We start from the raw sequence: 25,227 nt of genomic DNA on the forward strand, positions 1-25,227 counted from the left end.
CCGTCACCCCCTTGACTGGTGACGCCACCTTGTCAGAGAGGCGCGTCACCGGTCAATATGGTGATGTGTTCACCTTCCTCAGCGGCCGGCCCTGCCTGGACCTGACGACGACCCTGCAGGTCCGTCACCACGAGCACCCCCGCGAGCTGCTCACGGCCCCCGGGGACGTCACGCGCTGGCTGGCCGAGGCGGGCTACTCCCCCGCCGCCGTCGACGACGCCGGGCTGCGCCGGACCGCCGACCTCCGCGAGGTCGTCAACCGCTTGTGCCGCACGGCGAATCGCGCGGATGACCGCGCCCGGCTCAACGACTTCGCGGCCCGGCCGCCCCTGGTACCGCAGTGGACCGGCACGGCGGTCGAGTACCGCGGCGACCTGGACCAGGCGTTGTCCTCACTCGCCCGCGACGCCATCGACCTGCTCGCCGGCCCGCACGCCGACCGGATCCGCGAATGCGCGCACCCCGACTGCAGCCGCCTGTTCCTCGACGCGTCCCACGCCGGCCGCCGCCGCTGGTGCGGCATGACGACGTGTGGCACCAAGACGAAGTCGGCGAACTACCGGCGTCGCAAGAACGCGGAAGTTACCTGATGCGCAGCTTGCGCATCAGCTTCAGCCCGGAAAGCATGCTCTCGACGTACTTCTCGTGATCCTGGCCCGGCTTCGGCCCCATGACCTGCTTCTTGAGCACGGCCAGGTTCTGCACGTCGGTGTACTTGAGCAGGCCCTGATCGCCGTGGCGGGCGCCGACGCCGGAGTTCTTCACCCCGCCGGACGGCGTTCCCTTGGCGGCGAACGCGGTGGCGAGGATGTCGTTGATGTTGACGTTGCCCGATTCCAGGCGCGCGGCGACGGCCCGGGCGGCGTCGAGGTCACCGCCCCAGACCGAGGCGTTGAGGCCGTAGTCGGTGTCGTTCGCGAGCGCCACCGCCTCGTCGACCGTGCCGTACTTGTGCAGCGCCACAACGGGTCCGAAGGTTTCGGTGACGCCGCAGAGCATGTCCTTCGTGACGCCTTCGAGGATCGTCGGCTCGAAGAACGCCGGGCCGAGGTCGGGCCGCGGCTTGCCGCCGCAGAGCACAGTGGCGCCCTTCGCGACGGCGTCGTCGACGTGCTCCTTGACGCGGCGCATGTGGTCCACGGACACCAGCGAGCCCATGTCGGGGCCGAAGTCGTAGGCCGCGCGCACATCCAGGACGCGCGTCTTGGCCACGAACGCCTTGGTGAACTCGGCGTAGCGCGACTCCGGCAGGTAGATCCGCTCGATGTGCATGCAGATCTGGCCGGTGTTGCCGAACGCGCCGAAGATCGCGCCCTGCGCGGCTTCCGCGAGGTCGGCGTCGTCGAGCACGATCATCGGGTTCTTGCCGCCGAGCTCGAGGCAGCAGCCGATGAGGTTGCGCCCGGCCCGCTCGCCGATCACCCGGCCGGTGGCCGTGGAGCCGGTGAACATCACGTAGTCGGCGTGGTCGATGAGCGTCGGGCCGACGTCCGGGCCCTCGCCGCACACCACCTGGAACAGCCCCTTCGGCAGGCCGGCCTCCTCCAGCAGCTGGATGCCGTAGAGCGGCGAAAGGGCCGTCTTGTTGTCGGGCTTCAGCACGACCGCGTTGCCGGCCATCAACGCCGGCACGGCGTCGGAAATGCCGGTGGCGAACGGGAAGTTCCACGGCGCGATGATGCCGACGACGCCCTTGGGCTGCCGGATCTCGGTCGACGTCGTCAGCAGCGGCACCGGCCCGCCGCGCTTGGTCGGCGCCAGCAGCTTGGCGGCCCGCCGGAGGTAGTGGCTCATCACCATCGCCGGGTCGCAGGTCTCCTCGATCGCCATCCGGCGGTTCTTGCCGCTCTCGGCCTGGATGAGGTCGGTGACGATCCGCGCCTGGTCGACGAAGAGCGTGTGCGCCCGCTTGAACACCGCGAGCCGCTGCTTGAGCGGGGTGGCGGCCCACTCGCGCTGCGCCTCGCGCGCGACGGCGAACGCCCGCTCGATGTCGGCCGGCGCCGACTGCGGCAGCTCGACGAGCGTGTCGCCGGTGTAGACCTCGGTGAGTTTCCAGGTCGCGCCGGAGGTGCCCGGCACGCGGGCCACGAGCCCCTTCAGGAACGCGTCCGTCGCCGACGCCGGCCGGGTGATCCCGAGCGGGGTGAGGGTCATGGTCGCACTTCCCGTCAGTTGCCGGAGAGGACGTTGCCGGAGAGGACGAGGTGCGCGCCCATCTCGCCGATCATGATGCTGGGGGCGTTCGTGTTGCCGCCGGTGATCGACGGCATGATCGAGGCGTCGCAGACCCGCAGCGCCTCGACGCCGCGGACCTTGAGGTCGGGGCCGACGACCGCGAGCTCGTCGACGCCCATCCGGCAGGTGCCGACGCCGTGGTAGACCGACGTCGCGCGGTTGAGGATGGCGTCGCGCAGGGCCTGGCCCTTCAGCGCCGGGCCCGGGTGGATCTCTTCCTTGACCGCGCCGTTGAACGCCTTCGACGCGAAGATCTCGCGCGCCAGCTCCGAACCCTCGCCCAGCACCTCGAGGTCGGCCGGGTCGGCGAGGTACTGGGGGTCGATCAGCGGGGCCGTGGTGGGATCCGCCGACGCCAGCCGCAGCGTGCCGCGGCTCTTCGGGTAGATCAGCGTCGTGAGCACGGTGAGCGCGGTGCGCTTGTCGACGTCGTGCCGGATCGGCGCGTCCTGGTTGGGCGAGACGTACGCCCACGGCAGCAGGTGCAGCTGGAGGTCGGGAACCGCGTCGGCCTGGGACGTCTTGAGGAACGCCACCGCCTCGAACACCGAGTTCGCGAGGAAGGTCGTCCCGGGCCGGAGCAGCTCCTTGACCAGGCCGCGCGCGAAGTACGCCGGCGTGCCGGAGTTGCGGCTCGACGTCACGTGGAAGGTCAGCGCGTGGAACATGTGGTCGTGCAGGTTGTCGCCGACCGGCAGGTCCGCGACGACGTCGATGCCGTGCTCCCGGAGGTGCTCGGCGTGGCCGACGCCCGACAGCATGAGCAGCTGCGCGGACCCGACGAAGCCGGCGGAGAGGATGACCTCCTTGCCGGCGCGGATCGTGCGCTGGGTGCCGTCGGCGTCGACGACCTCGACGCCGGCCGCGCGGCCGTTCTCGATGACGACCTTCTTGGCCAGCACCCCGGACTGCAGCTGCAGCGTCGGGGGCGCGAGGTGGTGGAGGTAGCCGCGCGAGGCGCTGTAGCGCAGGCCGTCGGCGGCGTTCTGCTGCATCCGGCTGACGCCTTCCTGCGACTCGCCGTTGTAGTCGTCGAGGATCTTGCAGCCGACGGTGTCGGCGGTGGCCTGGATGAACTGCAGGGCGCCCTCTTCGGGGCTCTTGTTGCGGGTGACCCGGATCGGCCCGCCCGCGCCCCGGAACGCGTTCTCGCCGTCTTCGAAGTCTTCCATCCGCTTGTACGCGACGTTGACGCTGTCGGCGTCCCAGCCGGTGTTGCCCTCGGCGGCCCAGGAGTCGAAGTTGGCGCGGTTGCCGCGGACGTAGACCATGCCGTTGATAGAGCTGGAGCCGCCGACGACCTTGCCCCGCGGCACCGGCATCCGGCGGTCGAGCGCGTGCTTCTGCGGCACCGAGTAGTAGCCCCAGTCGAAGGGTTTCTTGAGCTGCGGCACGGCATGCATGGGTCCGACGAGGCCCGGTTTCTTGAGCAGCAGCTTCTCGTCGGTCTTGCCGGCTTCGAGCACGATCACGCTCGCGCCCGACGCCGCCAGCCGCCCCGCGATCGCGGCCCCCGAACTCCCCGACCCGACGACCACGTAGTCGGCTTCGTCGCCGCGCGGCGCCTTGTTCGCCATGTCCGCTCCTCGGTCCGGCCCGCCACCCAGAAACTATAACCTGTTCTAGTTCTGGCGTCACCGTATAGCGTTCGCCCACGACGCGCAATGTCCCCCCGGGCCCCCGGCGGGCGCGGTCGGCCGGACCGCGGCTTGCGCACGTCCACGACGAGGGCGCCCACCACGCCGTGAGGTTGACGCATTCCGCCTCGCGGACCGGAGCCGGCGCGCTAACTTCCCTTCATGGTGCGCTCTCTGCTCTGCCTGGCCCTGCTCGCCGGGGCCACGGTGCCGGCCGGCTGCTCGTCGGGTGACGACCACCAGGTCGCCGTGGACGCGGTCCGCCAAGCCGCTTCCGGTGGTAAGCCCGCGACCTGCCCCGTCGGCTTCGACGTGCCCGGCGCCCTGCGGACCGCCGGGGTCGATCGCCCGGTCACGCCGGACGCCGTCGACGTCGAGGTGTCGAAGACCGGCACGCCCGCGGCCGATCCGATCGCCGCGCAGCAGAACGGGATGTCCGCGCTCGACGCGGCCACCGGCGCGTACCTCGAGTGCGGCTACCAGGTCGGCGGCCAGGCGCTCACGGTCCGGCTGGTCGCCACCCGGGCCAAGGGCGCGATGGCGTTGCTCGCCCCGCAGCTCCAGCGGGACGCCCGCCTGGCGGTCGACGACCTGCGGGCCTTCCTGGACACCAAGCCCGGCCCCGGCGAGGTCGAGGTCGTCGGGGGTTCGGTGGCCGTCGGCGGGCTCGCGGCCACCGGCGGGGACGCGGCCCTGATGGTGACCTCCGAGGCGCCCGAACTGCGTGACGACGCCTTGCACACCGCCGCCGGCGCACTCCTCGGCCAGGTCAGGTTCTGACTTCCCCGGCGTGGTCCCGGCTGTCGTAGCGCCAGAACGGCCGCACGCTCAGCGCTCCGGCGATGACCACGACGATGCAGAGCAGCGCCGCCCCCGACCAGGCGATCGTCAACGTCGTCGCGGCGGCCATCGCGCCCGCCCGGACGTCGCCCAGGCGCGGGCCGCCCGACACCACCACCGTGTAGACACCCTGCAGCCGGCCGCGCATCCGGTCCGGCACGTAGGTCTGCAGGATCGTCTGCCGGTAGACGACGCTGACCAGGTCGGCCGCCCCGGCGAGGACCAGCAGCGCGACGGCGGCCCAGAGGCTGTGCACGAACCCCGCGGCGGCGACGGCGGCCGCCCAGCAGGCGACGGCGCACGTCAGCGCGACGCCTTGCCGGCGCACCCGGCCGATCCACCCGCTCAGTGAGCCGGCCAGGATCGAGCCGACGGCGATCGCCGAGTACAGCGGGCCCACGCCGCCGTGGAACTGGGTGGCGGCGGCCTGCGGGAACAGCGCCTCCGGCATCGCCAGCGCCATCGCGGCGATGTCGACGGCGAACGACATCAGCAGGACCGGGTTCCCGCCGAGGAACCGCAGGCCTTCGAGCACCGACCGCAGGCCGGGACGCCCGGCCGGGGCCGCCGACGGGAAGGACGGCAACCGGATCGCCGCGTACAGCGCCGCCGCGAACAGCACGGCGTCGGCGCCGTAGGCCCAGCCGAAGCCGCCCGGCAGTCCGATGAGGACACCCGCGACGAGCGGGCCCACCACCTGACCGACACTGCCGGCCGTGTAGTTCAGGGCGTTGGCCGCGGGGATGTACTCGCCGGGTACCAGCAGCGGCACCATCGCGCTGCGGACGGACGCGGAGACGGCGAACCCGCCCGACTGGACGGCGACCAGCGACAGGATCAGCGCCGGTGACCGCACCTCCAGGACGCTTTGGGCCAGCAGCGCGAGCGTCACGACCCACGTGACGAGCGACGTCAGCAGGTACAGCTTCCGCCGGTCGACGGCGTCGGCGACCGCGCCGCCGTAGAGGCCGAACACGACGATCGGGACGAACCCGACCAGGCCGCCGAGCCCGACGACCAGCGACGACCGCGTCAGCGCGTACAGCTGCACCGGGACGGCGACCGCGGTGACGGTCATGCCGATGACGGCGGTGCTCTGCCCGAGGAACGTCCGCCGGAACGCGGGGACGGCCAGCGGCCGGGTGTCCGCGACGACGCGGCGCAGGCGGTCCCGGAACCGGGGCGGCGCGACAGGGGTCATCCCTCCACGATGGTCGGCATCCACCCGGCAGACTTCCGATAAACTGCCACCTCGTGTCGCAAACCCGCCATCGGCACCACCCGGGTGAGGTCATCACCCGGCACCGGCACGAGGAGCACCAGCTCATCTACGTGAGCAGCGGGGTCCTCGCCGTCCACACCGACCATGGCACGTGGGCCGCCGGCGCCCACCGCGCCGCCTGGATTCCCGCCCGCACCTGGCACGAGCACCGCGTCCACGGGCACGCCGAGGTCCACACCCTCGCCTTCGCGACGCAGGAAGCGCTGCTCCCCGGCGACTCGCCCACCGTCATCGCCGTTTCCGGGCTCCTGCGCGAACTGCTGATCGCCGCCACCGAGCCCGGCCTGGCGCCGGGCGAGGCACGCCGGCTGCGGGCCGTGATCCACGACCGCGTCCGCCGCGCCCACGTCGCGCCGCTGACGCTCCCCCGCGCCCGCGACCCCCGGCTGGCCCACGCCTGCCGGCTGGTGACCGACGACCTCGGGAGCCCGCGGACCATCACCTGGCTCGCCCGTCAGGTCGGCGCCAGTGACCGTCACCTCGCGCGGCTCTTCCGCGGCGAGTTCGGCACGACGTACCCCCAGTGGCGCACCACCACCCGGGTCTTCCAGGCCATGCTCGAGCTCACCGCGGGAAGCACCGTCACGGAGACCGCGCACCGCTGCGGCTGGGCCACCACCAGCGCCTTCGTCGACACCTTCACCCGGACCATGGGCCAGACCCCCGGCACCTACCGCGCCGCGGCCGCCGGCGGTTAGCGGCTACTTGGTGCCGTACGCGCCCGCGTCGAGGTCCTCGACGAGCGTCGGCCCGGTGGGCGTCCAGCCGAGCAGCTCGCGCGTCTGCGTGCTGGTCGCGGCGAGGTCCATGGCGAAGAAGCCGCCGATCCAGCCGTAGTGGTCCTGGACGTCGTCGGCCGCGATGGAGGCGACGGGCAGGTCGTACGCGCGGCCGATGGCCTCCGCGATCTCGCGCGTCGGCACGCCTTCCTCGGCGACGGCGTGCAGGCGGCTGCCCGCGGGCGCCTTCTCCAGGCCGAGGACGGTCATCCGGGCGGCGTCGGTCACGTGCACGGCGGCCCAGCGGTTGGTCCCGTCGCCGGGATAGCCGGAAACGCCCTTCTCGCGGGCGATCGCGGTGAGGACCGCGATGAACCCGTGGTCGGCGGTGCCGTGGACGGTCGGCGAGAACCGCAGGCTCACCGGGTGCACGCCGCGGCCGGCGAACTCGAGCGCGAGGTTCTCACTGCCGCCGCGCGGGCTTTCCAGGCCGTGGAACGGGGACGCGTCGGCCTCGGTCGCGGGCCGGCCCTGGGTGAGCGCGGCGATCCCCGACGCCAGCAGGAACGGGCGGCCGGTGCCGGTGAGCGCGTCGCCGATGGTCTGGACGGCGCCCCGTTCGGCCGCGCTCGACACGGCCGGGTTCGCGAAGTCGTGCTTGTTGGCCAGGTGGATGACGGCTTCGGCGGCCTCGGCGCCGGCCCGGATGCCGTCGAGGTCGTCGAGGTCGCCGCGGCGGACCCGGACGCCCTTGGCTTCGAGCGTCGCGGCGGAGGCGTCGGACCGGGCGAGCCCGGTGACCTCGTGGCCGGTGGCGAGCAGTTCGTCGACGACGGCGGAGCCGATCCAGCCGGAGGCTCCGGTGACGAAAACGCGCATGAGGTGTAGCTCCCTCTGTGGTTCAACTCGATGTCAGCGACTGACGTCGGTGACTGACATCAACGTACTCCCGAAGTCAGTCGCTGTCATCACCTAGACTCGACGGCATGGTGCGTTGGGAACCGGGAACCCCGGAGCGGCTGCAGCGGGCCGCGCTCGAGCTGTTCGCCACCCGTGGGTTCGAAGAGACGACGGCGGCGGAGATCGCCCAGTCCGTCGGCCTGACCGAGCGCACGTTCTTCCGCCACTTCAGCGACAAGCGCGAGGCCCTCTTCCACGGGCAGGAGCTGTTCGCGCAGGCGTTCCTCACCGGCATGGACGCCGCGCCACCGGACGCGTCGCCGATCGAGGTCGTCGCCGGCGCGCTGCGGTCCGCGTCGGCTTTCTTCCCGGACGAGCGCCGCCCGTACTCCCGCACCCGCCAGTCCGTCATCGACCGGAATCCCGCGCTGCAGGAACGGGAACTGCACAAGATGGCCGTCCTCGCCACCACGCTCGCCGACGCCTTCCGCGCGCGGGGCGTCGCCGATCCGGCGGCCTCACTGGCCGGGCAGTCGGTCACCGCGGTGTTCGGGATCGCGTTCACGCAGTGGATCCGCGACGGCGAGGACCGGTCGCTGGCCGACATCGCCGACGACGTCTTGGCCGAGCTGCGCGCCCTGACCAGCGCGAGCCCCACGCCGGCGGGCTAACCCCGCGCCACGGCCCCCGAGATCAGCAGGGCGAGGCCGCTTTCCAGCGAGGCGGCCAGATCGATCCGGAGCTCGGCGAGCGCAGGGTCGGTCGCGTACGCGGCGAGCGTGCTGACCGAGGGCCGGCAGTGCGTCGAGAGGCCCCCGGCCAGGATCATGGCCAGCAGGCACACCTGCTTCGCCGCGGCCCCGACCTCCGGCACGTGCCGGTCGAAGAGCTCGACCATGGCGTCGAGACTGGCGAGCGCGGATCGCTTGTAGCGCACGACGACGTCGACGGAGACGTTGTGCTCCAGGACCCCGGCCTGCGCGCTGATGAGGTCGCACAGCACGGTGCGCCCGGCCAGCGAGCTCGCCACGATCGCCGCCAGCCGGTCGCCGCGCTCCCGCACGGACAGGCCGGGATCGACGCCGCCGGCCAGCTCGGCCGCCACGTCGGGCAGCCAGTCCCCCAGCGCCTGGTCCAGCAGCTCGAACAGCACGGCCTCGCGGGATTCGAAGTAGCGCAGCACGTTCGACTTGGCCAGCCCGACCCGGCGGCTGAGCTCGTTGAGGCTCACCTCGGCCACCGGCATCTCGCCGAGCATCACCAGCGCCGTGTCGAGGATCTTGCGGCGCCGCTCCTCCCGCTGCTCCGCGCTGCGCGCCCGCTGGAACGTCATGCGACACAGGGTAACCGTCTTGCACCCGGAGTTAAAGACCGGCAGTCTCTTGACAATAGACCGACGGTTCTTTAACGTCGACGGCATAACAGACCGCCGGTCCGCAAGGGCCGATCCCCGAAGGAGCGACCGACATGGCCGAACACTGGACCGCCCGCGACGTCCCGGACCAGACGGGCCGCGTGGCCGTCGTGACCGGCGCCAACACCGGCCTCGGCTTCGAGACCGCCCAGGTGCTCGCCGAGCGCGGCGCGTCGGTGGTGCTGGCCGTCCGCGACGTCGAAAAGGGCAAGCAGGCGGCGGCCCGCTTCGGCGCCGGAGCCGACGTCACCGTGCAGGAGCTGGACCTGGCGTCGCTGGAGTCCGTCCGCACCGCCGCGGCCGAGCTGCACACGGCGTTGCCGAAGATCGACCTGCTGATCAACAACGCCGGCGTCATGTACCCGCCGCGGCAGACCACCCGCGAAGGGTTCGAGCTGCAGTTCGGCACCAACCACCTCGGGCACTTCGCGCTCACCGGCCTGCTGCTGGACCTCCTGCTGCCGGTGCCCGGTTCGCGGGTCGTGGCGGTCGCCAGCATCGCCCACCGCCTTCGCGCCGCGATCCACTTCGACGACCTGCAGTGGGAGAACTCCTACGACCGCGTCGCGGCCTACGGCCAGTCCAAGCTCGCCAACCTGCTGTTCGGGTACGAGCTGCAGCGCCGGCTCGCGCCGCACGGCACCACGGTGGCCCTCGCCGCCCACCCCGGCGTGGCCCGCACCGAGCTGATGCGCAACTCCCCCGCCGCCCTCCGCGGGGTCTTCGCCGCGGTCGCGCCCCTGTTCACCCAGGACTCGGCGCGGGGCTCGCTGCCGATCCTGCGTGCCGCCACCGACCCCGGCGCCCTCGGCGGCCAGTACTACGGCCCCGACGGACTGGGCGGCTACCGCGGCAACCCGGAGGTCGTCGCCTCCAGCCCGCAGTCCCACGACCTGGCGCTTCAGCGGCGTCTGTGGCAGGTTTCGGAGGAGCTCACGGCCGTCGAGTATCCGGTCGGGTGACCCCTACCCGGTGAATTCATCTCGCACGAGGGTATTTCTACCCTCACGGCTGTAACGAGTCCCGCTGCCGCAGCGACTGTCCAGTATCGCGCGGGAAGGCTGGGGTGCCGATGACCGAACGTCGAGCTCGGCGGGTCGATGTGGCCGCTCAGCCACGTCATGTCAGTGTCGATCCGGACCCGGACGCGGAGTTCGAGTACTCCGGGATCGTGCTCCGGCGCGAGCTGGACGGCGCGCCGGCCGAGGAGACCTGGCTGCCGGTCGGCGACGAGCCCAGCGAAGAGGACGACGAGCGGCTCATCGCCGCGCTGCACGACGCCTGGCTGTGGACGACCGAGTCCGAACGCGACCCGGTGACCATGCCGGAGTAGCACTCCCTAAGCTGGTCGGGTACTCAACTTTTTGACTACCCGAGGTGCGATGTGAGCAGCAGCTTCCGGAAGGCCGTCGAGGCACGTGATCCCGAGGCCATGGCGGCCGCGCTGGCGCCGGAGGTGGTGTTCCGGAGCCCGGTGGCGTTCCGGCCGTACCCGGGCAAGGCGATCACCGCCGCGATCCTGCGCGGCGTGCTCCGGGTGTTCGAGGACTTCCGGTACGTCCGGGAGCTCGACGGCGGCGAGGGCCGGGACCACGCGCTCGTCTTCGAGGCCCGGATCGGGGACACCGCGGTCGAAGGCTGCGACTTCCTGCACCTGGACGAGAACGGCCTGATCGACGAGTTCACGGTGATGGTGCGCCCGCTGTCGGCCGCCCAGGCGCTCTCGGCCGCGATGGCCGTGCAGTTCGAGCAGATCCAGCGCGAGGCCGTCGGCGCCTAGTCAATTCGTTGACCAGGTCACGGAAGGGAACCCGGTGGCACTGCGGAACGCGCTGATGGCCGCGCTGCTCGAAGGGGAGGCGTCGGGCTACGACCTCGCGAAGGTGTTCGACGCGTCCGTGGCGAACTTCTGGATGGCCACCCCGCAGCAGCTCTACCGCGAGCTGGACCGGATGGCGGCCGGCGGCCTGGTGCGCGCCCGGGTCGTCCACCAGGAACGGCGGCCCGACAAGCGGCTGTTCTCGCTGACCGAAGCCGGCCTGGAAGCGTTGCACGCGTTCACGGCCGGCCCACCCCGCCCCGGCACGATCCGCGACGAGCTGATGGTGCAGGTCCAGGCGGTCGACGCGGGCGACGAACCGGCCGTCCGGACCGCACTCGAGGAGCGGGCGACGGCGGCGGAGGCGAAGATCGCCCGCTACGAGAAGCTCCGCGCGCGCCTGCTGGACGGCCGCTTCGAAGACGACTACCTCGTGGAAGCCGACCGGATCGGGCCGTACCTCACGCTGATGCGCGGCCTGTCGTTCGAACGGGAGAACCTCCGCTGGTGCCGGCAGGCTCTCCGGACCCTCGACCTCCGCGCGCAGGTGCCGCAACCGACAAAACCCTGACCGCACGGCGGTGTCGCTCGCTCCGGCCCTTCCGGCCGCCATGTCGACCCTTCCGGTCACTGTGTTGGCCGCTCCAGTCGCCGTGTTGGCCACTCCGGCCACCGAGTTGGCCACTCCGGTACCTGAATTGGCCGCTCCAGTCACCGTGTTGGCCACTCCGGACCGCGTGTTGGCCGCTCCAGTCACCGTGTTGGCCACTCCGGACCGCGTGTTGGCCGCTCCGGCAACCGAGTTGACCCCTTCCCATCGCCGAGGTGGCTGTTCACAGCCGACGGTCCTGCCGCCACCAGCCAACACAGTGACCGGAGTGGCCAACACGACAACGGCGGATCCGGCGCGAGGCTACGGTGTTGATTCTGTACCTACTAGTATGTACAGTTCGGCCCCATGGGGACGAGAGACCAGCTGATCGACAGCACCCGGGAACTGTTGTGGGAACGCGGTTACGTGGGTACGAGCCCCAAGGCCATCCAGCAGCGCGCGGGTGCCGGGCAGGGCAGCATGTACCACCACTTCGCCGGCAAGCGGGAGCTGGCGCTGGCCGCCGTGCGGCGCAGTGCCGACAAGCTGCTGGCCGCGGCCGACGCGCAGCTGCGCGGGCCCGGGACCGCCGTCGAACGGGTCACCGCGTACCTGCGCCGTGAGCGCGAAGTGCTGCGGGGCTGTCCCATCGGCCGGCTCACGCAGGATCCCGACATCGTGGCCGACCCGCAGTTGCGGGCTCCGGTCGACGAAACCCTGACTCTCCTGCGGGCCAAACTCGCCGCGGTTCTCGACGAAGGCCGGGCCGCGAAAGAACTGCCTGCCGAGCTGGACACCGCCGCGCTCGCCGCCACGATCGTCGCCGTGCTGCAGGGCGGGTACGTGCTGGCTCGCGCCGCCGCAGCGCCCGAACCGTTCGACCAAGCCGTTTCCGGTGTGCTCTCGCTGCTCGCCGCCCACACCCGCTGAACCTGGGGAGTTCCCGTGCACGTCCGTCACGTTCCGTCCGCCACCACCGCCGCGCCCGCCGAGGTGATCACCGGCAGCGCGTGGGTCACCTCGCTCGCCGTCCCCGAAGGCCCGTCGCGCACCCAGGTCGACCGCGTGCAGTTCGCCCCCGGCGCGCGCACGCGCTGGCACCGGCACCCGCTCGGCCAGGTGCTCGTCGTCACCGAGGGCACCGGCTACGTCCAGCGCCGGGGCGGCCCGGCCCAGCTGATCCGGCCGGGCGACACCGTCCGCGTCGCGCCTGGCGAGTGGCACTGGCACGGTGCCACCGACACGACGTCGATGACGCACCTGGCCATCGAAGAGCTGCCCGAAGACGGGACCACGGCGGAGTTCGCCGAGCCGGTGAGCGCCGCCGAACCCGAGACGGCGCCCGCCGAGCCCGTCACGCGCACGCTGGTGCTGGAGCAGCGGCTCCCCCAACCGCGCGTGGTCGACTACGTCGAGCTGCGCCGCATCACCATCGCGCCGGACTTCGGCACCGGGCTGCACGTCCACAATGGACCCGTCTTCGGCAGCATCGAAACCGGTTCGGCCGTCTACCAGATCGACGGCGAGCCGGAATCGGTGCTCACGCCCGGAGACGTCTTCTACGAGCCCGAAGCGGCCCGCATCGCGCGCTTCGACGCGCAGGAGGACGGCGTCACGTTCCTGGCCTGCTTCCCCGTCGGTCCGGGCGAAACCCCCAGCCTGACCCCGCTCGGGAGCTGACCCGACGAACGGCGGGCCCGCACCCGGCTGCCGGTATACAACCGGGCGAAACACCCGTTAGCCTCCGCGCGTGAGGATCATGAGTGCGCTGCTCACCGCGTTGCTGGCCACCGGCGTCGCCGCCCCGATCTCCGCACTGGCGGCGGATCCCGCCCACGCGGATCCGGCGCCCTGGGCCGGCCCGCTCAGCACCCGCGGCCGCTACATCGTCGACGCCGCGGGCAACCGGTTCAAGCTGAAGGCCGCCAACTGGCACGGCGCGAGCGGCACGTGGACCGGGTCGGGTGACATCAACGATCCGGCCAACCACCACGCCGGCGAGATCGCCTACCAGACGCCGCTCGGGCTGGACCGCGCGTCGATCGACACCGTCATCGACGGGCTCGCGCAACTGGGCCTCAACAGCGTGCGGCTGCAGTTCTCCAACGCGATGATCCACGACGCGACGCCGGTGCCCGACCTGCCGGCCAACCCGGACCTGCGCGGCAAGACGCCGCTGCAGGTCTACGACCGCGTCGTCGAGCGGCTGACCGCGCGCGGGTTCGCCGTGATCCTCAACAACCACACCACGACCTCGCGCTGGTGCTGCGGTCTCGACGGCAACGAGCGCTGGAACACCGCGCAGACCGAGCAGCAGTGGCAGGACGACTGGCTGTTCATGGCGCGGCGCTACGCCGCGAACAAGCGGGTGGCCGGCGCCGACCTGTACAACGAGGTCCGCCGCAACACCTTCGACGACCCCAACTGGGGCTGGGGCAACGACAAGGACTGGCAGCGCGCGAGCCAGCAGGTCGCCGACCGCATCCTGACCGAGGCGAACCCGGACCTGCTGATGATCGTCGAGGGCATCAACTGGACCGGCCTGCCGATCGACGGCTTCGCGCACGGCCGGCCCACCCTCGAACCCGCCCGGACGCTGTCGCACACGCTCGTGGACTCCGGGAAGCTGGTCTATTCCGCGCACTTCTACGGCTACACCGGGCCGAACCACTCCGGCGCGACCGGCATCGGCGAAACCCACGACCCGCGCTACCGCGACCTGTCGCCCCAGGAACTGCGCGACACCCTGTACCGGCAGGCGTTCTTCGTCGAGCAGGACACCGGCAAGCACTACACCGCGCCGCTGTGGATCAGCGAGTTCGGCGAGGGCCGCAACACCACCGACCCGGCGTCCCGCGCGTTCTTCGAGACCTTCGTGAACTACCTCGCCGAGACCGACACGGACTTCGCCTACTGGCCCGCGGTCGGGTTCCAGACCGGTGGCACCGGCGACGGCTGGTCGCTGCTCGCGTGGGACAGCGCCGGGAACCGCATCGACGTGCTCGACGGCCGGGACTGGCGCGGCCCGGCGTGGCAGCGGCTGGTGACCGCGCCGTCGCGCACCGGCCCGATCCCGCAGGCCGACCACTGGTCGATGCTCGACCTGGACTACGGCGACTTCCAGGAGTCCCGCGCGGTCCGCACGCTGCCGGACTGGAATCCCGGCGCCCGCAAGGGCGTCTGCCCCGACGGCCAGCGCCTCACCGGTCTCGCCCACACCGGCAACCGCGGCCTGTGCACGGGCACGCTCCCTGTGCCGTCCGGGTACGCGGCCGTCCGCGACGAGTCCTTTGTGGACACGGACTGGGCGTCCGGCTACACCAAGCTGCAGTGCCCGGCCGACCACGCGGTGGTCGGCTACAGCGTGACGGGCGCGGCGGTCTCGGCCGTGCTGTGCGGCAAGTCGGCGACCCCGCTGGGCCGCAGCGGCCGCACGGTCTGGTTCGACCGCGGCGACAACCGCCCCTCCGGCGACCTCGGGGGCGACTTCGCCTCGGGCAGCTACAAGGGCCAGTGCGCCCCGGGCGAGTACGTCGCCGGGGTGGCCTACACCGGCCGCGTCGGCTCGAACCGGACGCCGGACGCGCTGCTCTGCCGCTCCTGAACCGGGGCCGGCTCAGTCGCCGTCGAGCACCGGTACCGGCTGCGCGTGCGGCGGCCGGAGGACGGCCCAGACGATCTTCCCGCCGGACTGCCGCGGCGACCAGCCCGCGGCGTGCGCGAGGTGCGCGACGAGCGGAAGCCCGCTACGCGGCTCCGGCGACCTCTTGCCGACCTGGGGCAGCGACACCGGACGCACGTCGTCGTCGGCGACCGCGACGGTGAGCCGGCCCAGCCGCAGCTCCAACCGCAACCGCGCCGGCGAACGCGCGTGTTCGGCGGCGTTCGCCACGAGCTCACCCGCGACCCTGACCGCCGGCTCCCCCAGCGAATCGATGTCCCAATTGCCGCAGGTGTCGGTGACGAACGGCGCCGCCGCGGCCACACTGCGCGGCGAGGACGGCAACCACAGTTCCGTGCGGCGACGCGGCGGCGGGTCACCCAGCCCGGCCAGGGCGTCGAGCACCGTGGGCCGGACCGTCACGAAACGCCGCATCGGGCCGTACCGCGCCAGGGCCGCGTGCGCCGAGCCCGGGACGACCACCAGCGCCACCGTCGACCACTGCGAGATCCGCAGCCACACGGCGACGAAGACACTGGTCAGCTGATCCTTGGTGATCACGAGCGCTTCGAGGTCGACGATCACCGCCCGAGGCTGGTCGGCCGCGCACTTGAGCAGCGCGTCCCGCAGCACTCCGTACGTGCCGACGTCCAATACCCCGGACGGGCGAATGATCGTCGCCCCCTGCCACTCGGACAGGTCCCAGTCGAGCGGGCTGTCCGCCTGCATGCCGTAGCTCGCCGCCTTGGATTGGTAGAGCCCGGAACGCACACCGTCCGTCCGTGCTCGACGGCCCGGAACAGAGGTGCGGAAACAACAACCGTACGTCGCCGCCAGCCGTCCGTGACCGCAAACGCCGCGAATTCACTAGATTCAGTGATTGCAATTCTTGAATGCGTCTTTCTGTAACGCCTGGCCGGCCCCAATGGGCGTAATCCGGTAGGTGCCGCTCGGTAGGCTGCCGGAATGGGGTTCGGCGAGCGAGCACGCAGAGTGCGGGACGGCCGGCTGGCCCACGGTCAGCGCGTCGCGGCACTGTGTTCGTGCGTGCGCCTCTACCACCCGATCGGTCACCGGGCGACGTTGAGCTTCCTCGCCGAGCTCGCCGGCCCGTACCAGCGGCACGAGCGAGCCCTCCTGGACGCGTTGGCGGCGCTGGAAGCCGGCCGGGCGCAGTGGCGTAGCGCCGGTGCCGCCTACGCGGACTCGCGCGTGAAGCAGAAACGGCTCGGCCGCCGAGTGCCCACCGATCCGCCGCCGGGCAAGACCGGCCACTGGTACGCGGCGACGCCGGATCTGTCACGCCGCGCGGCTGTGCACGCGCTGAAGCTGTGGGAGCCCGAACACGCCTCGGCGGACGAGGAGACGCGTTCCTTGGTGCGCCAGTGCGTCGCCACCGGCGGCCGCCTCACCGGTGAGCAGCTGGACACCGTGCTGCGCCGTCGAACCGGGGACGAGTCCGGCGACGTCCGCTGGCCGATGACCCTCATGGCGTCCGCGGCTGGCGCACACCGGTTCGGCGCGAACTAGGAAACGTCCGTCAGCCGGAGGTGTGGCCGGCCTGCTTCCGGTTCATCTGGTGCGGAGCGGAAAGCCAGTCGTGCTGTTCGAGGCGCGCGTCGACCGGTTCTTCTTCTCGCCGCAGGGCTTCGATGTAGGCGCGGTCGGCGGCGAGGCGGCCCGCCACCTCGGCGCCCTCGGCGACGGCGCCGTGCCCGGGGACCACGACGTCCACCCGCCGGGACGCCTCGGCCAGCCGGTCGAGGGCCGCCTCGTAGGCGCTCAGCTGGTCGGGGCGGCGGGGGTCGAGCAGCGGGATCAGGACGTCGGAAAGCATGTCTCCGGCGAGCAGGACGCCGCGGTCCGCGAGCAGGATCGCGGCGTGGCCGATGGTGTGGGCCTGGTGCTCGAGGATCTCACCCGGCACCGGTCCGCCGTCCGCGGCCAGCGGGGTGAGGAGCCCGATCAGCTCGAGCGGGATGCCCGACGCGCTCTCCTCCGCCATCTTCTGCGCCCGCTCGCGGGCTTCACCCGCGACCTGGGCGCCGGCGGCGGTGGCGTAGCGCGGGACGTCGCCGAAGCGGGAATGCCAGAGCAGGTGGTCCCAGTGGGGGTGGGTCGAGAACCCGGCGACCACCGGCACACCGAGCGCGTCCACGTCGTCGGCGAGCTGGTTCAGGTCGGCACCGTCGATGCCCGGATCGACCAGGACCAGCCCGGTCTCCCCGCGCACGACGACGGCATTGCTCCAGACCCACTCGCTCTGCCGGACCCAGACCCCGTCGGCCACCTGCTTCAGCATCGGGCCACTTTGCCAGATGTCCCCGGCCGGCGCGAGAAACGACACCCTCCGGCGGTGGCAAACTGCCGGGGTGGACCTGGACGACATGCGCGTGCGGCTGGTGGACCGGTTCGGTCCCGGGGCCGCGGGGTGGCTCGCCGGCGTCCCCGCCCTCGCGGCCCGGCCGGCCGCCCGGTGGGGCCTCGGGCTCGGTGCGGTGTTCGCGAGCGGGGCCGCGTCCGTCGTCCTGCGCTGCCGCCGGCCGGACGGGACACCCGCGGTGCTCAAGCTCAGTCCGGATCGGACGCTGCTGACCAAGCAGGCGGAGATGCTGCGCGTGTTCGCGGCCTCGGGCCGGGTGCCGGCCGTGCTGGCCACCGACCCGCGGGCCGGGGCCATGGTGCTGGCGGAGATCCGGCCCGGCACCGAGGCCGAAGACCTGCCGCGGACGGCACTGCCCCGGTTGTGGGGCGAGTTGCTCGCCGCGCTGCACGCCGTGGCCCCGCCCGCGCATTGGCCGTGGGACCTGCGCGGCCGGTTCGACGAGTCCTTCGACCGGATCGGCCGGAAACCGGCCGACCCGGCGATCGGCGCCCGGATCGGCCAGGCCACCTGGCACCGCGCGATCCGGCGCTGCGGGGACCTGCTGGACACGCAGGACACCGTCGTGTTGCTGCACGGCGACCTGCACCTAGGCAACGCCCTGGACGGCAGCCCGTCGCGGGGTCTGGTCGCGATCGACCCGAAAGCGTGCCTCGGCGATCCGTGCTTCGACGCCGTGGACTACGTGATCGCCGGCGCCGGGCTCGAAGGGGTCGAGACCCGGTGCCGGCGGGTGGCGGCCGCGTGCGGGCTCGACGGCGACCGGCTCTACGCCTGGAGCCGCGTGGTCGCGCCGATGTTCGCGATCGCGCACCTCACCCACGACGGCCCGGAGCCGGTGATCGACGAGCTGCTCGCCTTGGCCCGGTGAGCCGGGCCGGTTCGGTCAGAAGCCGGGGAACACGCGGCGCAGGTCGTCGAGCGTGACGCCGCCCTCGACGGTGACGCCCTTGTCGTAGGGCGCCTTGAGCCGGCCGTTGATCAGCCGGACGAACGCCTCCGCCGGCCCGTCGAACGTCGCGGTCGGCGCCTCCAGGTGATCCACCAGGGTGACGGCGTCGTCGATCACCAGCGCGCCGCCGGGGACCGCGACCGACACCGGGTCCGCAAGCTCGGCCGGCTTGGCGAGGAAGCCCAGCAGGAAGCCCACGGGCCCGGACAGGAGCTCGACGAGCACCTCGGCCGAGCCGGGGTCCACGCCGGTGTCCGGCTCGAAGGCCACGCGCACGTCCCACGAGTGGTTGGCCACCTCGTTGAACCGCATGCCCAGCGCGGTCAGCAGCGGGGCCGGCTCCGGCAGGAAGCCGAGGTCGACGGTCAGCGACGAGCGCTGCTCGGGCGTGAGCGCCTCGACCGTGTCGAGCCAGCGGGCGTTGTGCTCCAGGAAGCCTTCGGCCTGCGCTCGCGGCGCGGACGCGTCCCAGCGGGCCCAGATCGTCTGGTTGTCTTCGGCCGCCACGGTCTCCCCGGCGGCGCGGGCGATGGGCGCGCGGCCGATCTCCGCGCCGCTGCCGAGGTGGGACAGCGCCTGGGCGACGGTCCACTCGGACGCACCGCTGGTGGTGGCGAGCTGGTCGTCGGTGAGGCCGCCGACGAGGCCGGCGAGCGTGTCGTGCTCGGAGCGGAGGGCGGCGATGGTGCGGTCCACGAGTTGACTCATGCCACGCTCAACTCCCGGAGGGACGTGTGTGTTCCACTGATCACCGTTTCCGGTGAGGAAGCGCCGCTCGCCCGAGGAGGACGCGTGACAACGGGACGTGTGCTGGTGGTCGGTCTCGATCCGGCCAAGCTCGACGGCTGGGACCCGGCGCCGGTCCAGGCGGCGATCGCCCGCGGCCGGGCGCGCTTCGTCGAGCACGGCGTCGAGGCCGACTGGTGCTTGCTGACGCTTGGCGGCAACGCCGAAGAAACGCTGGTGACCGCTCTGACCGGCGCAGACTACGGCTGCGTGGTGATCGGGGGCGGCATCCGCACCCACGAACCGTTGCTCGGGTTCTTCGAGAAGGTGATCAACCTGGTCCGGCTGCACGCTCCCGGTGCGGCCATCGCCTTCGACAGCACCCCCGAGGACTGCGTCGACGCCGCGCTGCGGTGGCTGCGCTAGCTGTGATTCCGGGGAGGCCGGTCAGTGCCGCTCGGCCGGCAGGCGGTCGCGTTCGGCCAGCAGGATCGGGCGGACCTTGCGCATCCGCAGCCGGGTGTAGGCGATCACCGCCACCAGCACCGCGATCAACGGCACCTGCGACAGCAGCAGCGAGTCCGTGATCTCCGCCGGTGAGAAGCTGTAGACGATGATCACCCGCAGCACCGCGTCCACCAGGAAGCCTGCGCCCCACACCAGCGTCACCGAGCGGATCGCCGTGCGGAAGGGCTCGGACACCGCCCAGCTGCGGTCGTAGGCCTCGACCGTTCGCGGGTCGCCCCGGGTAGCGAACGGCTTTCCGGCCTCGAACACCAGCGGGCGGCCCACGAACAGGCTGCCCAGCGCGTACACCCCGGCCACGCCGACGTAGAACGCCGGCTTCAGCAGCAGCACCCGCGGGTCGTCGCCGACGAACAGCAGGACCACCGACAGCGCCACCTCGACGACCACCAGGATGCCGAACCCGTCGAGCTTGCCCCGGCGCACGGTCGTGATGATCGCGTTCACCATCGTGGCCAGGCCGCCGATGCCCAGCGCCCAGAACGAGCTGAGCCCGGCCACCGTGTGCAGCAGCCAGTAGGCCACGATCGGCAGCACCAGGTCCAGCGCGAACGGCGCCAGTACGCGGATTCTCCCCTTCATCGGTTCTCCCCCGTTTTCACTCCGGCGAGCTGGTTGCTGCGGCGCACCACGGCCGTGGCGTACTCCCGCATTTCCGTTTCGTACGCGGCGATCGCGGTCAGCGGATCACCGCCCGCCAGCCCTGCCGCCAGCAGCGCCGCGTCCCGCAACGCCGTGTTCGCGCCGACCCCGCCCGACGGCGGCATCACGTGGATCGCGTCGCCGAGCACGGTGATCCGCCCGGCCGGCCATTCGGGGACCGGTGGCGACGTCCGGATCGGCGTGCGGAACGTGGCGGAAACGTCGGCGTGCCGCACGATCCGCACCAGCTCCGGGTGCCAGCCCCGGACGACGTCCTGCGCGAACCGGTGCAGCGCAGCGGGTTCCCGCTCCTGCGGCGCCGCGCCGACGACCGCCCACATCAGGTAGTCGGCCACCGGGGTCAGCTCCGGCGGGAAGACCGGGGTGCGCGCCCGGAACGCGGCGAGGGCCAGCGTCGCCGGGCCGCCGGCCACCGCGGTGAAGCCGTCGAAGAACCGGGCGGGCAGGTCCGGCAGCGTGGCCAGGGGCGTCCGGCCGTAGACGCAGCGCAGCCCGGTGTCGATCGGGGCGCTGCCGGGGGCGACCGCCGCCCGGACCGCGGAGTGCACGCCGTCGGCGCCGACCAGCACGTCGCCGCGGACCTCCCGGCCGTCGTCGAACCGGACGCGCGCGCCGTGCTCGTCCTGGTCCGCTCCGGTCACCTTGTGTCCGAAGTGGACGTCCTGCTCGAGTCCGGTGAACAGGATCTGGCGCAGGGTCCGGCGGTTGACGGCACTGTGCTCGCCGCCGGTGCCGACGTCGAACGTCGAGAGCACGGTCAGGTCGGTGCCGAGCGTGCTGATCCGGCCCGCGCCCGGCACCGACGACGTCGCCAGGTAGCGCCGGTACAGGTGCCCGGGCAGGCAGCGTCGCAGCGCTTCGCCGCCGTGACCGTCGATGTGGATCCGGTAGCCCTGGTCGCGTTCGCCGAGGTCCGGGTCGCGCTCGAAGACGCTCACCCGTACCCCCGCCGCGCGCAGTCCCTGGGCGAGGCACAGGCCGCCGACGCCGGCCCCGGCGATCAGCACGTGCACGTCACTCGCCCCCGGTCCGCTGCTGCCACGGCCGGCCACCGGGCCGCTGGGTGCGGCGCTTGGCCTCGTCGACCGAGGTCTCGAGCCGGGTGAGCAGGCGGCCGAGCGTCCGCACGTCTTCGGCGTCCCACTCGGCCATGAAGTCGGCGAACCGGTCCAGCCCGATCCGGGTCAGCGTGCGGACCTCGTCCCAGCCCGCCTCGGTGAGCGAGATCAGGCAGGACCGCCGGTCGGCCGGGTCGGCCTCGACCGCGATGAGGCCGTCATCCTCCAGCGAGCGCGTCTGCCGGGTGATCGACGACGGGTACAGGTCGAGCTCGGCGGCCAGCTCGGACGGGCGCACCTGCTGCTTGACGGCCGCCTGCTGCAGGATCGCCTGCCGGGTCGGATCGATGGCCTTGTTCTGCGCGCGGCGCATCGCCTGGCCGATCCGGGCCAGCGGGTAGACGACCTGTTCGAGGTCCTCGTAGTCGTGGGGCATGACACCAGAGTGCGCTATTTGCGTCACGCAAACAAGTGGTTCGTGAGAAGTTCAGGGATGTCCCTGATCCGTGGCCCACAGGTCGTAGTCGGTGCACAGGCACCATGAGCGGTCCTCGGCCCAGAGGTTGGACGGGCTGAAGCCGATCCCGGAATCGTCGTACAAGCTCTCGGCGTCGCCGAGCGTCCCCACCCGCACGTGAAGGGGCTCGAAGTCGGTCACCCCGAGCGTCAGCGGGCTGTAGTAGGCCAGGCAACGGGTGCTCGGGCCCGCGGGACTGTGTTCGGTGAGGATGCCGACCAGCCGCGTCCAGGTCTCGCGGTCCAGGCTGCCCTCGGCAGGCGGGATGATGCCGAGCGGCCAGCTGCCGTCCTTCGTGGCCGAGGGGAAACAGCGGTACGACGGCAGCAACCCCTCGGGGACGACGGGGTCGCCGGTGCGCTGCGCGAGTTCCGCCCAGCGCAGCCGCCGCCAGCCGGCGCCGGGGTGCTCGGCGCGGCCCAGTCCGCCGCCGGTGGCCACGCTCCCGGCTTCGAGGTCGACGCCGCCGATGACGCGGGGCCGGACGCTGCCGTCCGCGAGCCGCGCCTGGTGGTACTCGTGGTACGACGTCTCGGCCGGCCCTCGCTCGTGCTCGTACACGGCGTTGAGCACCCAGGCCGCGTCGGGCATCGCCGGCGGCATGAACCCGGTCAGGCCGTCGCCGCACCTCTCCCGCAACCAGTCGGCGGTGCCGGACGGGGCGAGCGGCCATGGGTTCGCGTCCTCGGGCACGCGGTCACCCTACGACTGGTCCGCCGGCCGGAGGCACGCCGACCGAGTGTCACTCGTCGGCGACGCCGTCGATACGCCAGCCGGCCGGAGCCAGCTCACGCCGGGCGCGTTTCAGGCACTCCAGGTGCGTCTCATCCTCGGCTTGCGGCACGTCGTCCGCCGCGCCGGCTCGGCGAGACTCGTTCATGACCTCCGGCATCCGACACCCCTTTTCGTTGCCCGGCAAGGCCTTCCGATCACAACACAGAGCACCGTAGCGCCCGGGTCTCACTATGAGACAGGGGGCACTGGCGCCGACGTCGCCTGTTTAGCTATAGTGCTAGTCACCTAGTTAAATGGAGTTGCCGATGATCGAATTCCACCTGGACGCCCGGTCGGGCCTGTCCCCCTACCAGCAGCTGGTCCAGCAGGTGCGGCACGCGCTGCGCCTGGGCCTGCTGAACGAGGGAGACCAGCTCCCGAAGGTCAAGGACGTGGTCGCGGGCCTCGCGATCAACCCCAACACCGTGCTGAAGGCCTACCGGGAGCTGGAGCACGACGGCCTCGTCTCGGCCCGGCCCGGCGTCGGCACGTTCGTGACGGCGACGCTCGGCAACGGCGTGTCGTTCGCGGCGATCGGGCCGCTGCGCCGCGACCTCAACCGCTGGCTTTCCCAGGCCCGCAAGGCCGGTCTCGACGAAGAGAGCATCGAGGCCCTGTTGATGTCCACGTTTCGCGACTCCGCAAGAGAGGACATAGCGTGACCGTGCTGCGCGCCCAGGGACTGGGCAAGAAGTACAAGCGCGAGTGGGCGTTGACCGGCTGCACGCTCGAGATCGAGGCCGGCCACGTCACCGGGCTCGTCGGCCCCAACGGCGCCGGCAAGTCGACCCTGCTGAACATCGCCTCCGGCATGCTCGAGCCGACCACCGGCACGATCGAGGTGTGCGGCGGGGTGCCCGGCAGCGGGCCGGACCAGCTGGCCAAGGTCGGGTACGTCGCCCAGAACACGCCCGTCTACCCGGGCCTGTCGATCGACGAGCACCTGCGGTTCGGCGCCCACCTCAACCCGCGCTGGGACGCCGCGCTCGCGACGAAGCGGATCGAGCGGCTCGGGCTGGACCCGAAACAGCCCGCGGGCAAGCTGTCCGGCGGGCAGCGCGCCCAGCTGGCCCTCACCCTCGGCCTCGCGAAGCGCCCCGAACTGCTGCTGCTCGACGAGCCGGTCGCGGCGCTCGACCCGTTGGCGCGCCGGGAGTTCCTGCAGGTCCTGATGGAGGCGGTCGCGGAGGACGGGCTGTCCGTCGTGATGTCCTCGCACCTGGTCAACGATCTGGAACGGGTCTGCGACCACCTCGTCGTGCTGGTGGCGTCCCAGGTCCGGGTGATGGGTGACGTCGACGAGCTGCTCGCCACGCACCACCGCCTGTCCGGGCCGCTGCGCGACGTCGAGACCCTGCCGACCGACCAGCACGTCGTCTCCGCGACGCACACCGACCGCCAGACCACGGTGCTCGTCCGCACCGAAGCACCCATTCTCGATCCCGTGTGGACGGTCGGGCAGCTCAGCCTGGAGGACCTCGTCCTCGAGTACATGAGCAACCCGGCCGCCGCCCGTCCCGCCCTGGAGGTGCTCCGATGACCTGGTTGGCCTGGCGCCAGATCCGCGTCCCCGCGCTGGCGGTGTTCGCCGCGCTGCTCCTGATCGCCGTGATCCTCGCGATCACCGGCCCGGACCTGGTGGGCCGCACGAACTTCTCGGACCAGGACACGCTGTTCGGCGGCACGATCCTCGCGCTGTACCTGCTGCCCGCGGCCATCGGCCTGTTCTGGGGCGCGCCGATGATCACCCGCGAGCTCGAACACGGCACGCACAACCTGGTCTGGAACCAGACGATCACCCGCAGGCGGTGGCTCACGACGAAGCTCGTGGTCGGCGTGCCGGCCGCGGCGGTGGCCGCCGGGCTGCTGAGCCTGGCGGTCACGTGGTGGGCGTCCCCGATCGACGCGCTCGCGAGCAAGCAGACCGACGGTGAAACGCTGTCCCGCATCTCGCCGGTGGTGTTCGCCGCGCGCGGTGTCGTCCCGATCGGCTACGCGGTCTTCGCGCTCGTCCTCGGCGTCGCCGTCGGGATGGTGCTGCGGCGGACGGTGGCCGCCATGGCCGTCACCCTCGTCGTGCTCGCCGCCGTGCTGCTCGCCGTCCCGTTGTACGTGCGCCCGTACCTCCTGCCCGCGGTGCAGCAGGACGTCTCGATCGGGAACTCGGCCATCAGGAACATCAGCGGGAACGGGTCCGGGGTGATCGAGGAGATCGGGGTGGCGACCCCCGCCGGTGTCTGGCTGCTGGCCGACGAAACCGTGGACCCGGCCGGGAACGTCGTCACTCCGCTGCCCGACTTCGTGCAGAACTGCGTGCCGAAGCCGGGCGACAAGGCCGGCCCGCCGGACCCGCGCGGCGTCGACGCCTGCATGGCGCAGCTGGACACCCACGGCTACCACCAGCGCCTGACCTACCAGCCGGGCTCCCGGTTCTGGCCGCTGCAGTGGCTCGAACTCGCGTTGCTCCTCGCCCTGTCCGCGTTGCTCACCTGGTTCTGCTACCGGCGCATCCGCCACCTGTCCTGAT

At 72.0% G+C, this 25,227-nt stretch carries 30 protein-coding genes; 17 read left to right on the forward strand and 13 right to left on the reverse strand.

The window, feature by feature from the left end; all coding sequences use genetic code 11:
* The first annotated feature begins 65 nt into the window (after positions 1 to 65).
* The gene (locus ACLJQZ_RS33745) at positions 66 to 590 is read left to right on the forward strand and encodes a CGNR zinc finger domain-containing protein (RefSeq protein WP_410623884.1); all 525 of its coding nucleotides are present in this window, start codon (positions 66 to 68) and stop codon (positions 588 to 590) included.
* Here ACLJQZ_RS33745 and ACLJQZ_RS33750 read toward each other — a convergent pair.
* Entirely contained in the window at positions 583 to 2,157 is a 1,575-nt protein-coding gene (locus tag ACLJQZ_RS33750; RefSeq protein ID WP_410623886.1) for a succinic semialdehyde dehydrogenase, read from the reverse strand. The genes ACLJQZ_RS33745 and ACLJQZ_RS33750 overlap by 8 nt on opposite strands.
* A 14-nt stretch (positions 2,158 to 2,171) precedes the next feature.
* The gene (locus ACLJQZ_RS33755) at positions 2,172 to 3,815 is read right to left on the reverse strand and encodes a GMC family oxidoreductase (RefSeq protein WP_410623887.1); all 1,644 of its coding nucleotides are present in this window, start codon (positions 3,813 to 3,815) and stop codon (positions 2,172 to 2,174) included.
* 222 nt (positions 3,816 to 4,037) lie between these two features.
* Between ACLJQZ_RS33755 and ACLJQZ_RS33760 the strand changes: the two genes are divergently transcribed.
* Positions 4,038 to 4,655 carry a hypothetical protein gene (locus ACLJQZ_RS33760; RefSeq protein WP_410623889.1) on the forward strand — a complete coding sequence of 206 codons (618 nt, stop codon included), beginning with the start codon at positions 4,038 to 4,040 and terminating at the stop codon, positions 4,653 to 4,655.
* Here ACLJQZ_RS33760 and ACLJQZ_RS33765 read toward each other — a convergent pair.
* A complete protein-coding gene (locus tag ACLJQZ_RS33765; RefSeq protein WP_410623891.1) occupies positions 4,645 to 5,916 on the reverse strand; it encodes an MFS transporter in 1,272 nt (423 codons plus the stop codon). The two genes, ACLJQZ_RS33760 and ACLJQZ_RS33765, sit on opposite strands and share 11 nt — an antisense overlap.
* Positions 5,917 to 5,969: 53 nt before the next feature.
* On the opposite strand from ACLJQZ_RS33765, the gene ACLJQZ_RS33770 reads away from it, so the two are divergent.
* Entirely contained in the window at positions 5,970 to 6,695 is a 726-nt protein-coding gene (locus ACLJQZ_RS33770) for a helix-turn-helix transcriptional regulator (protein WP_326948509.1), read from the forward strand.
* A gap of 3 nt (positions 6,696 to 6,698) precedes the next feature.
* Here the strand turns inward: ACLJQZ_RS33770 and ACLJQZ_RS33775 are convergent, their stop codons facing one another.
* The gene (locus ACLJQZ_RS33775) at positions 6,699 to 7,595 is read right to left on the reverse strand and encodes an SDR family oxidoreductase (protein WP_410623893.1); all 897 of its coding nucleotides are present in this window, start codon (positions 7,593 to 7,595) and stop codon (positions 6,699 to 6,701) included.
* A 107-nt stretch (positions 7,596 to 7,702) separates the two neighbouring features.
* Here ACLJQZ_RS33775 and ACLJQZ_RS33780 point away from each other — a divergent pair, with 107 nt between their 5' ends.
* Positions 7,703 to 8,287 carry a TetR family transcriptional regulator gene (locus ACLJQZ_RS33780; RefSeq protein ID WP_410623895.1) on the forward strand — a complete coding sequence of 195 codons (585 nt, stop codon included), beginning with the start codon at positions 7,703 to 7,705 and terminating at the stop codon, positions 8,285 to 8,287.
* Here ACLJQZ_RS33780 and ACLJQZ_RS33785 read toward each other — a convergent pair.
* Positions 8,284 to 8,949 (reverse strand): TetR/AcrR family transcriptional regulator, encoded by a 666-nt coding sequence (locus ACLJQZ_RS33785; RefSeq protein WP_410623897.1) that lies wholly within the window; start codon positions 8,947 to 8,949, stop codon positions 8,284 to 8,286. The two genes, ACLJQZ_RS33780 and ACLJQZ_RS33785, sit on opposite strands and share 4 nt — an antisense overlap.
* 134 nt (positions 8,950 to 9,083) lie before the next feature.
* Here ACLJQZ_RS33785 and ACLJQZ_RS33790 point away from each other — a divergent pair, with 134 nt between their 5' ends.
* From ACLJQZ_RS33790 to ACLJQZ_RS33820, 7 genes are all read left to right on the forward strand, one after another.
* On the forward strand, positions 9,084 to 9,992 hold the full coding sequence (locus ACLJQZ_RS33790; protein WP_410623899.1) for an SDR family NAD(P)-dependent oxidoreductase: 909 nt from the start codon (positions 9,084 to 9,086) through the stop codon (positions 9,990 to 9,992).
* A gap of 110 nt (positions 9,993 to 10,102) precedes the next feature.
* Positions 10,103 to 10,363, forward strand: a complete 261-nt coding sequence (locus tag ACLJQZ_RS33795; RefSeq protein ID WP_410623901.1) for a hypothetical protein — start codon at positions 10,103 to 10,105, stop codon at positions 10,361 to 10,363.
* 51 nt (positions 10,364 to 10,414) lie between these two features.
* A complete protein-coding gene (locus tag ACLJQZ_RS33800) occupies positions 10,415 to 10,810 on the forward strand; it encodes a nuclear transport factor 2 family protein (RefSeq protein WP_410623903.1) in 396 nt (131 codons plus the stop codon).
* Positions 10,811 to 10,844: 34 nt separating this feature from the next.
* Positions 10,845 to 11,420, forward strand: coding sequence for a PadR family transcriptional regulator (locus ACLJQZ_RS33805; RefSeq protein ID WP_410623904.1), 576 nt, complete (start codon positions 10,845 to 10,847; stop codon positions 11,418 to 11,420).
* 387 nt (positions 11,421 to 11,807) lie between these two features.
* Entirely contained in the window at positions 11,808 to 12,371 is a 564-nt protein-coding gene (locus ACLJQZ_RS33810; RefSeq protein WP_410623906.1) for a TetR/AcrR family transcriptional regulator, read from the forward strand.
* A gap of 15 nt (positions 12,372 to 12,386) precedes the next feature.
* Positions 12,387 to 13,121, forward strand: coding sequence for a cupin domain-containing protein (locus ACLJQZ_RS33815; protein WP_410623908.1), 735 nt, complete (start codon positions 12,387 to 12,389; stop codon positions 13,119 to 13,121).
* Between the two features lie 79 nt (positions 13,122 to 13,200).
* Positions 13,201 to 15,045 carry a glycoside hydrolase family 5 protein gene (locus ACLJQZ_RS33820; RefSeq protein ID WP_410624084.1) on the forward strand — a complete coding sequence of 615 codons (1,845 nt, stop codon included), beginning with the start codon at positions 13,201 to 13,203 and terminating at the stop codon, positions 15,043 to 15,045.
* 12 nt (positions 15,046 to 15,057) lie between these two features.
* Here the strand turns inward: ACLJQZ_RS33820 and ACLJQZ_RS33825 are convergent, their stop codons facing one another.
* Entirely contained in the window at positions 15,058 to 15,873 is an 816-nt protein-coding gene (locus ACLJQZ_RS33825) for a hypothetical protein (RefSeq protein WP_410623910.1), read from the reverse strand.
* Positions 15,874 to 16,068: 195 nt separating this feature from the next.
* On the opposite strand from ACLJQZ_RS33825, the gene ACLJQZ_RS33830 reads away from it, so the two are divergent.
* A complete protein-coding gene (locus tag ACLJQZ_RS33830) occupies positions 16,069 to 16,632 on the forward strand; it encodes a hypothetical protein (protein ID WP_410623912.1) in 564 nt (187 codons plus the stop codon).
* A 10-nt stretch (positions 16,633 to 16,642) separates the two neighbouring features.
* Here ACLJQZ_RS33830 and ACLJQZ_RS33835 read toward each other — a convergent pair whose 3' ends face one another.
* Positions 16,643 to 17,404 (reverse strand): MBL fold metallo-hydrolase, encoded by a 762-nt coding sequence (locus ACLJQZ_RS33835; protein ID WP_410623914.1) that lies wholly within the window; start codon positions 17,402 to 17,404, stop codon positions 16,643 to 16,645.
* A 70-nt stretch (positions 17,405 to 17,474) separates the two neighbouring features.
* On the opposite strand from ACLJQZ_RS33835, the gene ACLJQZ_RS33840 reads away from it, so the two are divergent.
* A complete protein-coding gene (locus ACLJQZ_RS33840; protein ID WP_410623916.1) occupies positions 17,475 to 18,356 on the forward strand; it encodes an aminoglycoside phosphotransferase family protein in 882 nt (293 codons plus the stop codon).
* Between the two features lie 15 nt (positions 18,357 to 18,371).
* Here ACLJQZ_RS33840 and ACLJQZ_RS33845 read toward each other — a convergent pair whose 3' ends face one another.
* Complete coding sequence (locus ACLJQZ_RS33845) at positions 18,372 to 19,145, reverse strand: maleylpyruvate isomerase family mycothiol-dependent enzyme (protein ID WP_410623918.1); 774 nt, start codon at positions 19,143 to 19,145, stop codon at positions 18,372 to 18,374.
* 84 nt (positions 19,146 to 19,229) lie between these two features.
* Here ACLJQZ_RS33845 and ACLJQZ_RS33850 point away from each other — a divergent pair, with 84 nt between their 5' ends.
* Positions 19,230 to 19,589, forward strand: coding sequence for a hypothetical protein (locus ACLJQZ_RS33850; protein ID WP_410623920.1), 360 nt, complete (start codon positions 19,230 to 19,232; stop codon positions 19,587 to 19,589).
* Between the two features lie 21 nt (positions 19,590 to 19,610).
* Here ACLJQZ_RS33850 and ACLJQZ_RS33855 read toward each other — a convergent pair whose 3' ends face one another.
* Genes ACLJQZ_RS33855 through ACLJQZ_RS33875 form a run of 5 tightly spaced genes read right to left on the reverse strand, consistent with a single transcriptional unit; the run spans position 19,611 to position 22,818 of the window.
* Entirely contained in the window at positions 19,611 to 20,270 is a 660-nt protein-coding gene (locus tag ACLJQZ_RS33855; RefSeq protein ID WP_410623922.1) for a VC0807 family protein, read from the reverse strand.
* The gene (locus tag ACLJQZ_RS33860) at positions 20,267 to 21,364 is read right to left on the reverse strand and encodes an FAD-dependent oxidoreductase (RefSeq protein WP_410623924.1); all 1,098 of its coding nucleotides are present in this window, start codon (positions 21,362 to 21,364) and stop codon (positions 20,267 to 20,269) included. Before ACLJQZ_RS33860 ends, ACLJQZ_RS33855 begins: the two co-directional genes overlap by 4 nt.
* A gap of 1 nt (position 21,365) precedes the next feature.
* Complete coding sequence (locus tag ACLJQZ_RS33865) at positions 21,366 to 21,845, reverse strand: MarR family winged helix-turn-helix transcriptional regulator (RefSeq protein WP_410623925.1); 480 nt, start codon at positions 21,843 to 21,845, stop codon at positions 21,366 to 21,368.
* A gap of 51 nt (positions 21,846 to 21,896) precedes the next feature.
* The gene (locus ACLJQZ_RS33870) at positions 21,897 to 22,619 is read right to left on the reverse strand and encodes a hypothetical protein (protein ID WP_410623927.1); all 723 of its coding nucleotides are present in this window, start codon (positions 22,617 to 22,619) and stop codon (positions 21,897 to 21,899) included.
* Between the two features lie 49 nt (positions 22,620 to 22,668).
* A complete protein-coding gene (locus ACLJQZ_RS33875) occupies positions 22,669 to 22,818 on the reverse strand; it encodes a hypothetical protein (RefSeq protein ID WP_410623929.1) in 150 nt (49 codons plus the stop codon).
* Between the two features lie 148 nt (positions 22,819 to 22,966).
* Between ACLJQZ_RS33875 and ACLJQZ_RS33880 the strand changes: the two genes are divergently transcribed.
* From ACLJQZ_RS33880 to ACLJQZ_RS33890, 3 genes are read left to right on the forward strand one after another with little or no spacing between them, the layout of a single operon-like run.
* The gene (locus tag ACLJQZ_RS33880; RefSeq protein ID WP_247050352.1) at positions 22,967 to 23,362 is read left to right on the forward strand and encodes a GntR family transcriptional regulator; all 396 of its coding nucleotides are present in this window, start codon (positions 22,967 to 22,969) and stop codon (positions 23,360 to 23,362) included.
* Positions 23,359 to 24,240: an ABC transporter ATP-binding protein gene (locus ACLJQZ_RS33885; protein WP_410623931.1), complete on the forward strand. Its 882-nt coding sequence runs from the start codon at positions 23,359 to 23,361 to the stop codon at positions 24,238 to 24,240. Before ACLJQZ_RS33880 ends, ACLJQZ_RS33885 begins: the two co-directional genes overlap by 4 nt.
* A complete protein-coding gene (locus ACLJQZ_RS33890) occupies positions 24,237 to 25,226 on the forward strand; it encodes a transporter (protein WP_410623933.1) in 990 nt (329 codons plus the stop codon). The genes ACLJQZ_RS33885 and ACLJQZ_RS33890 overlap by 4 nt, the downstream gene beginning before the upstream one ends.
* Position 25,227 lies beyond the last annotated feature (1 nt).

The sequence above is a fragment of the Amycolatopsis sp. cmx-8-4 genome, assembly GCF_046548675.1.
Lineage (GTDB): Bacteria > Actinomycetota > Actinomycetes > Mycobacteriales > Pseudonocardiaceae > Amycolatopsis.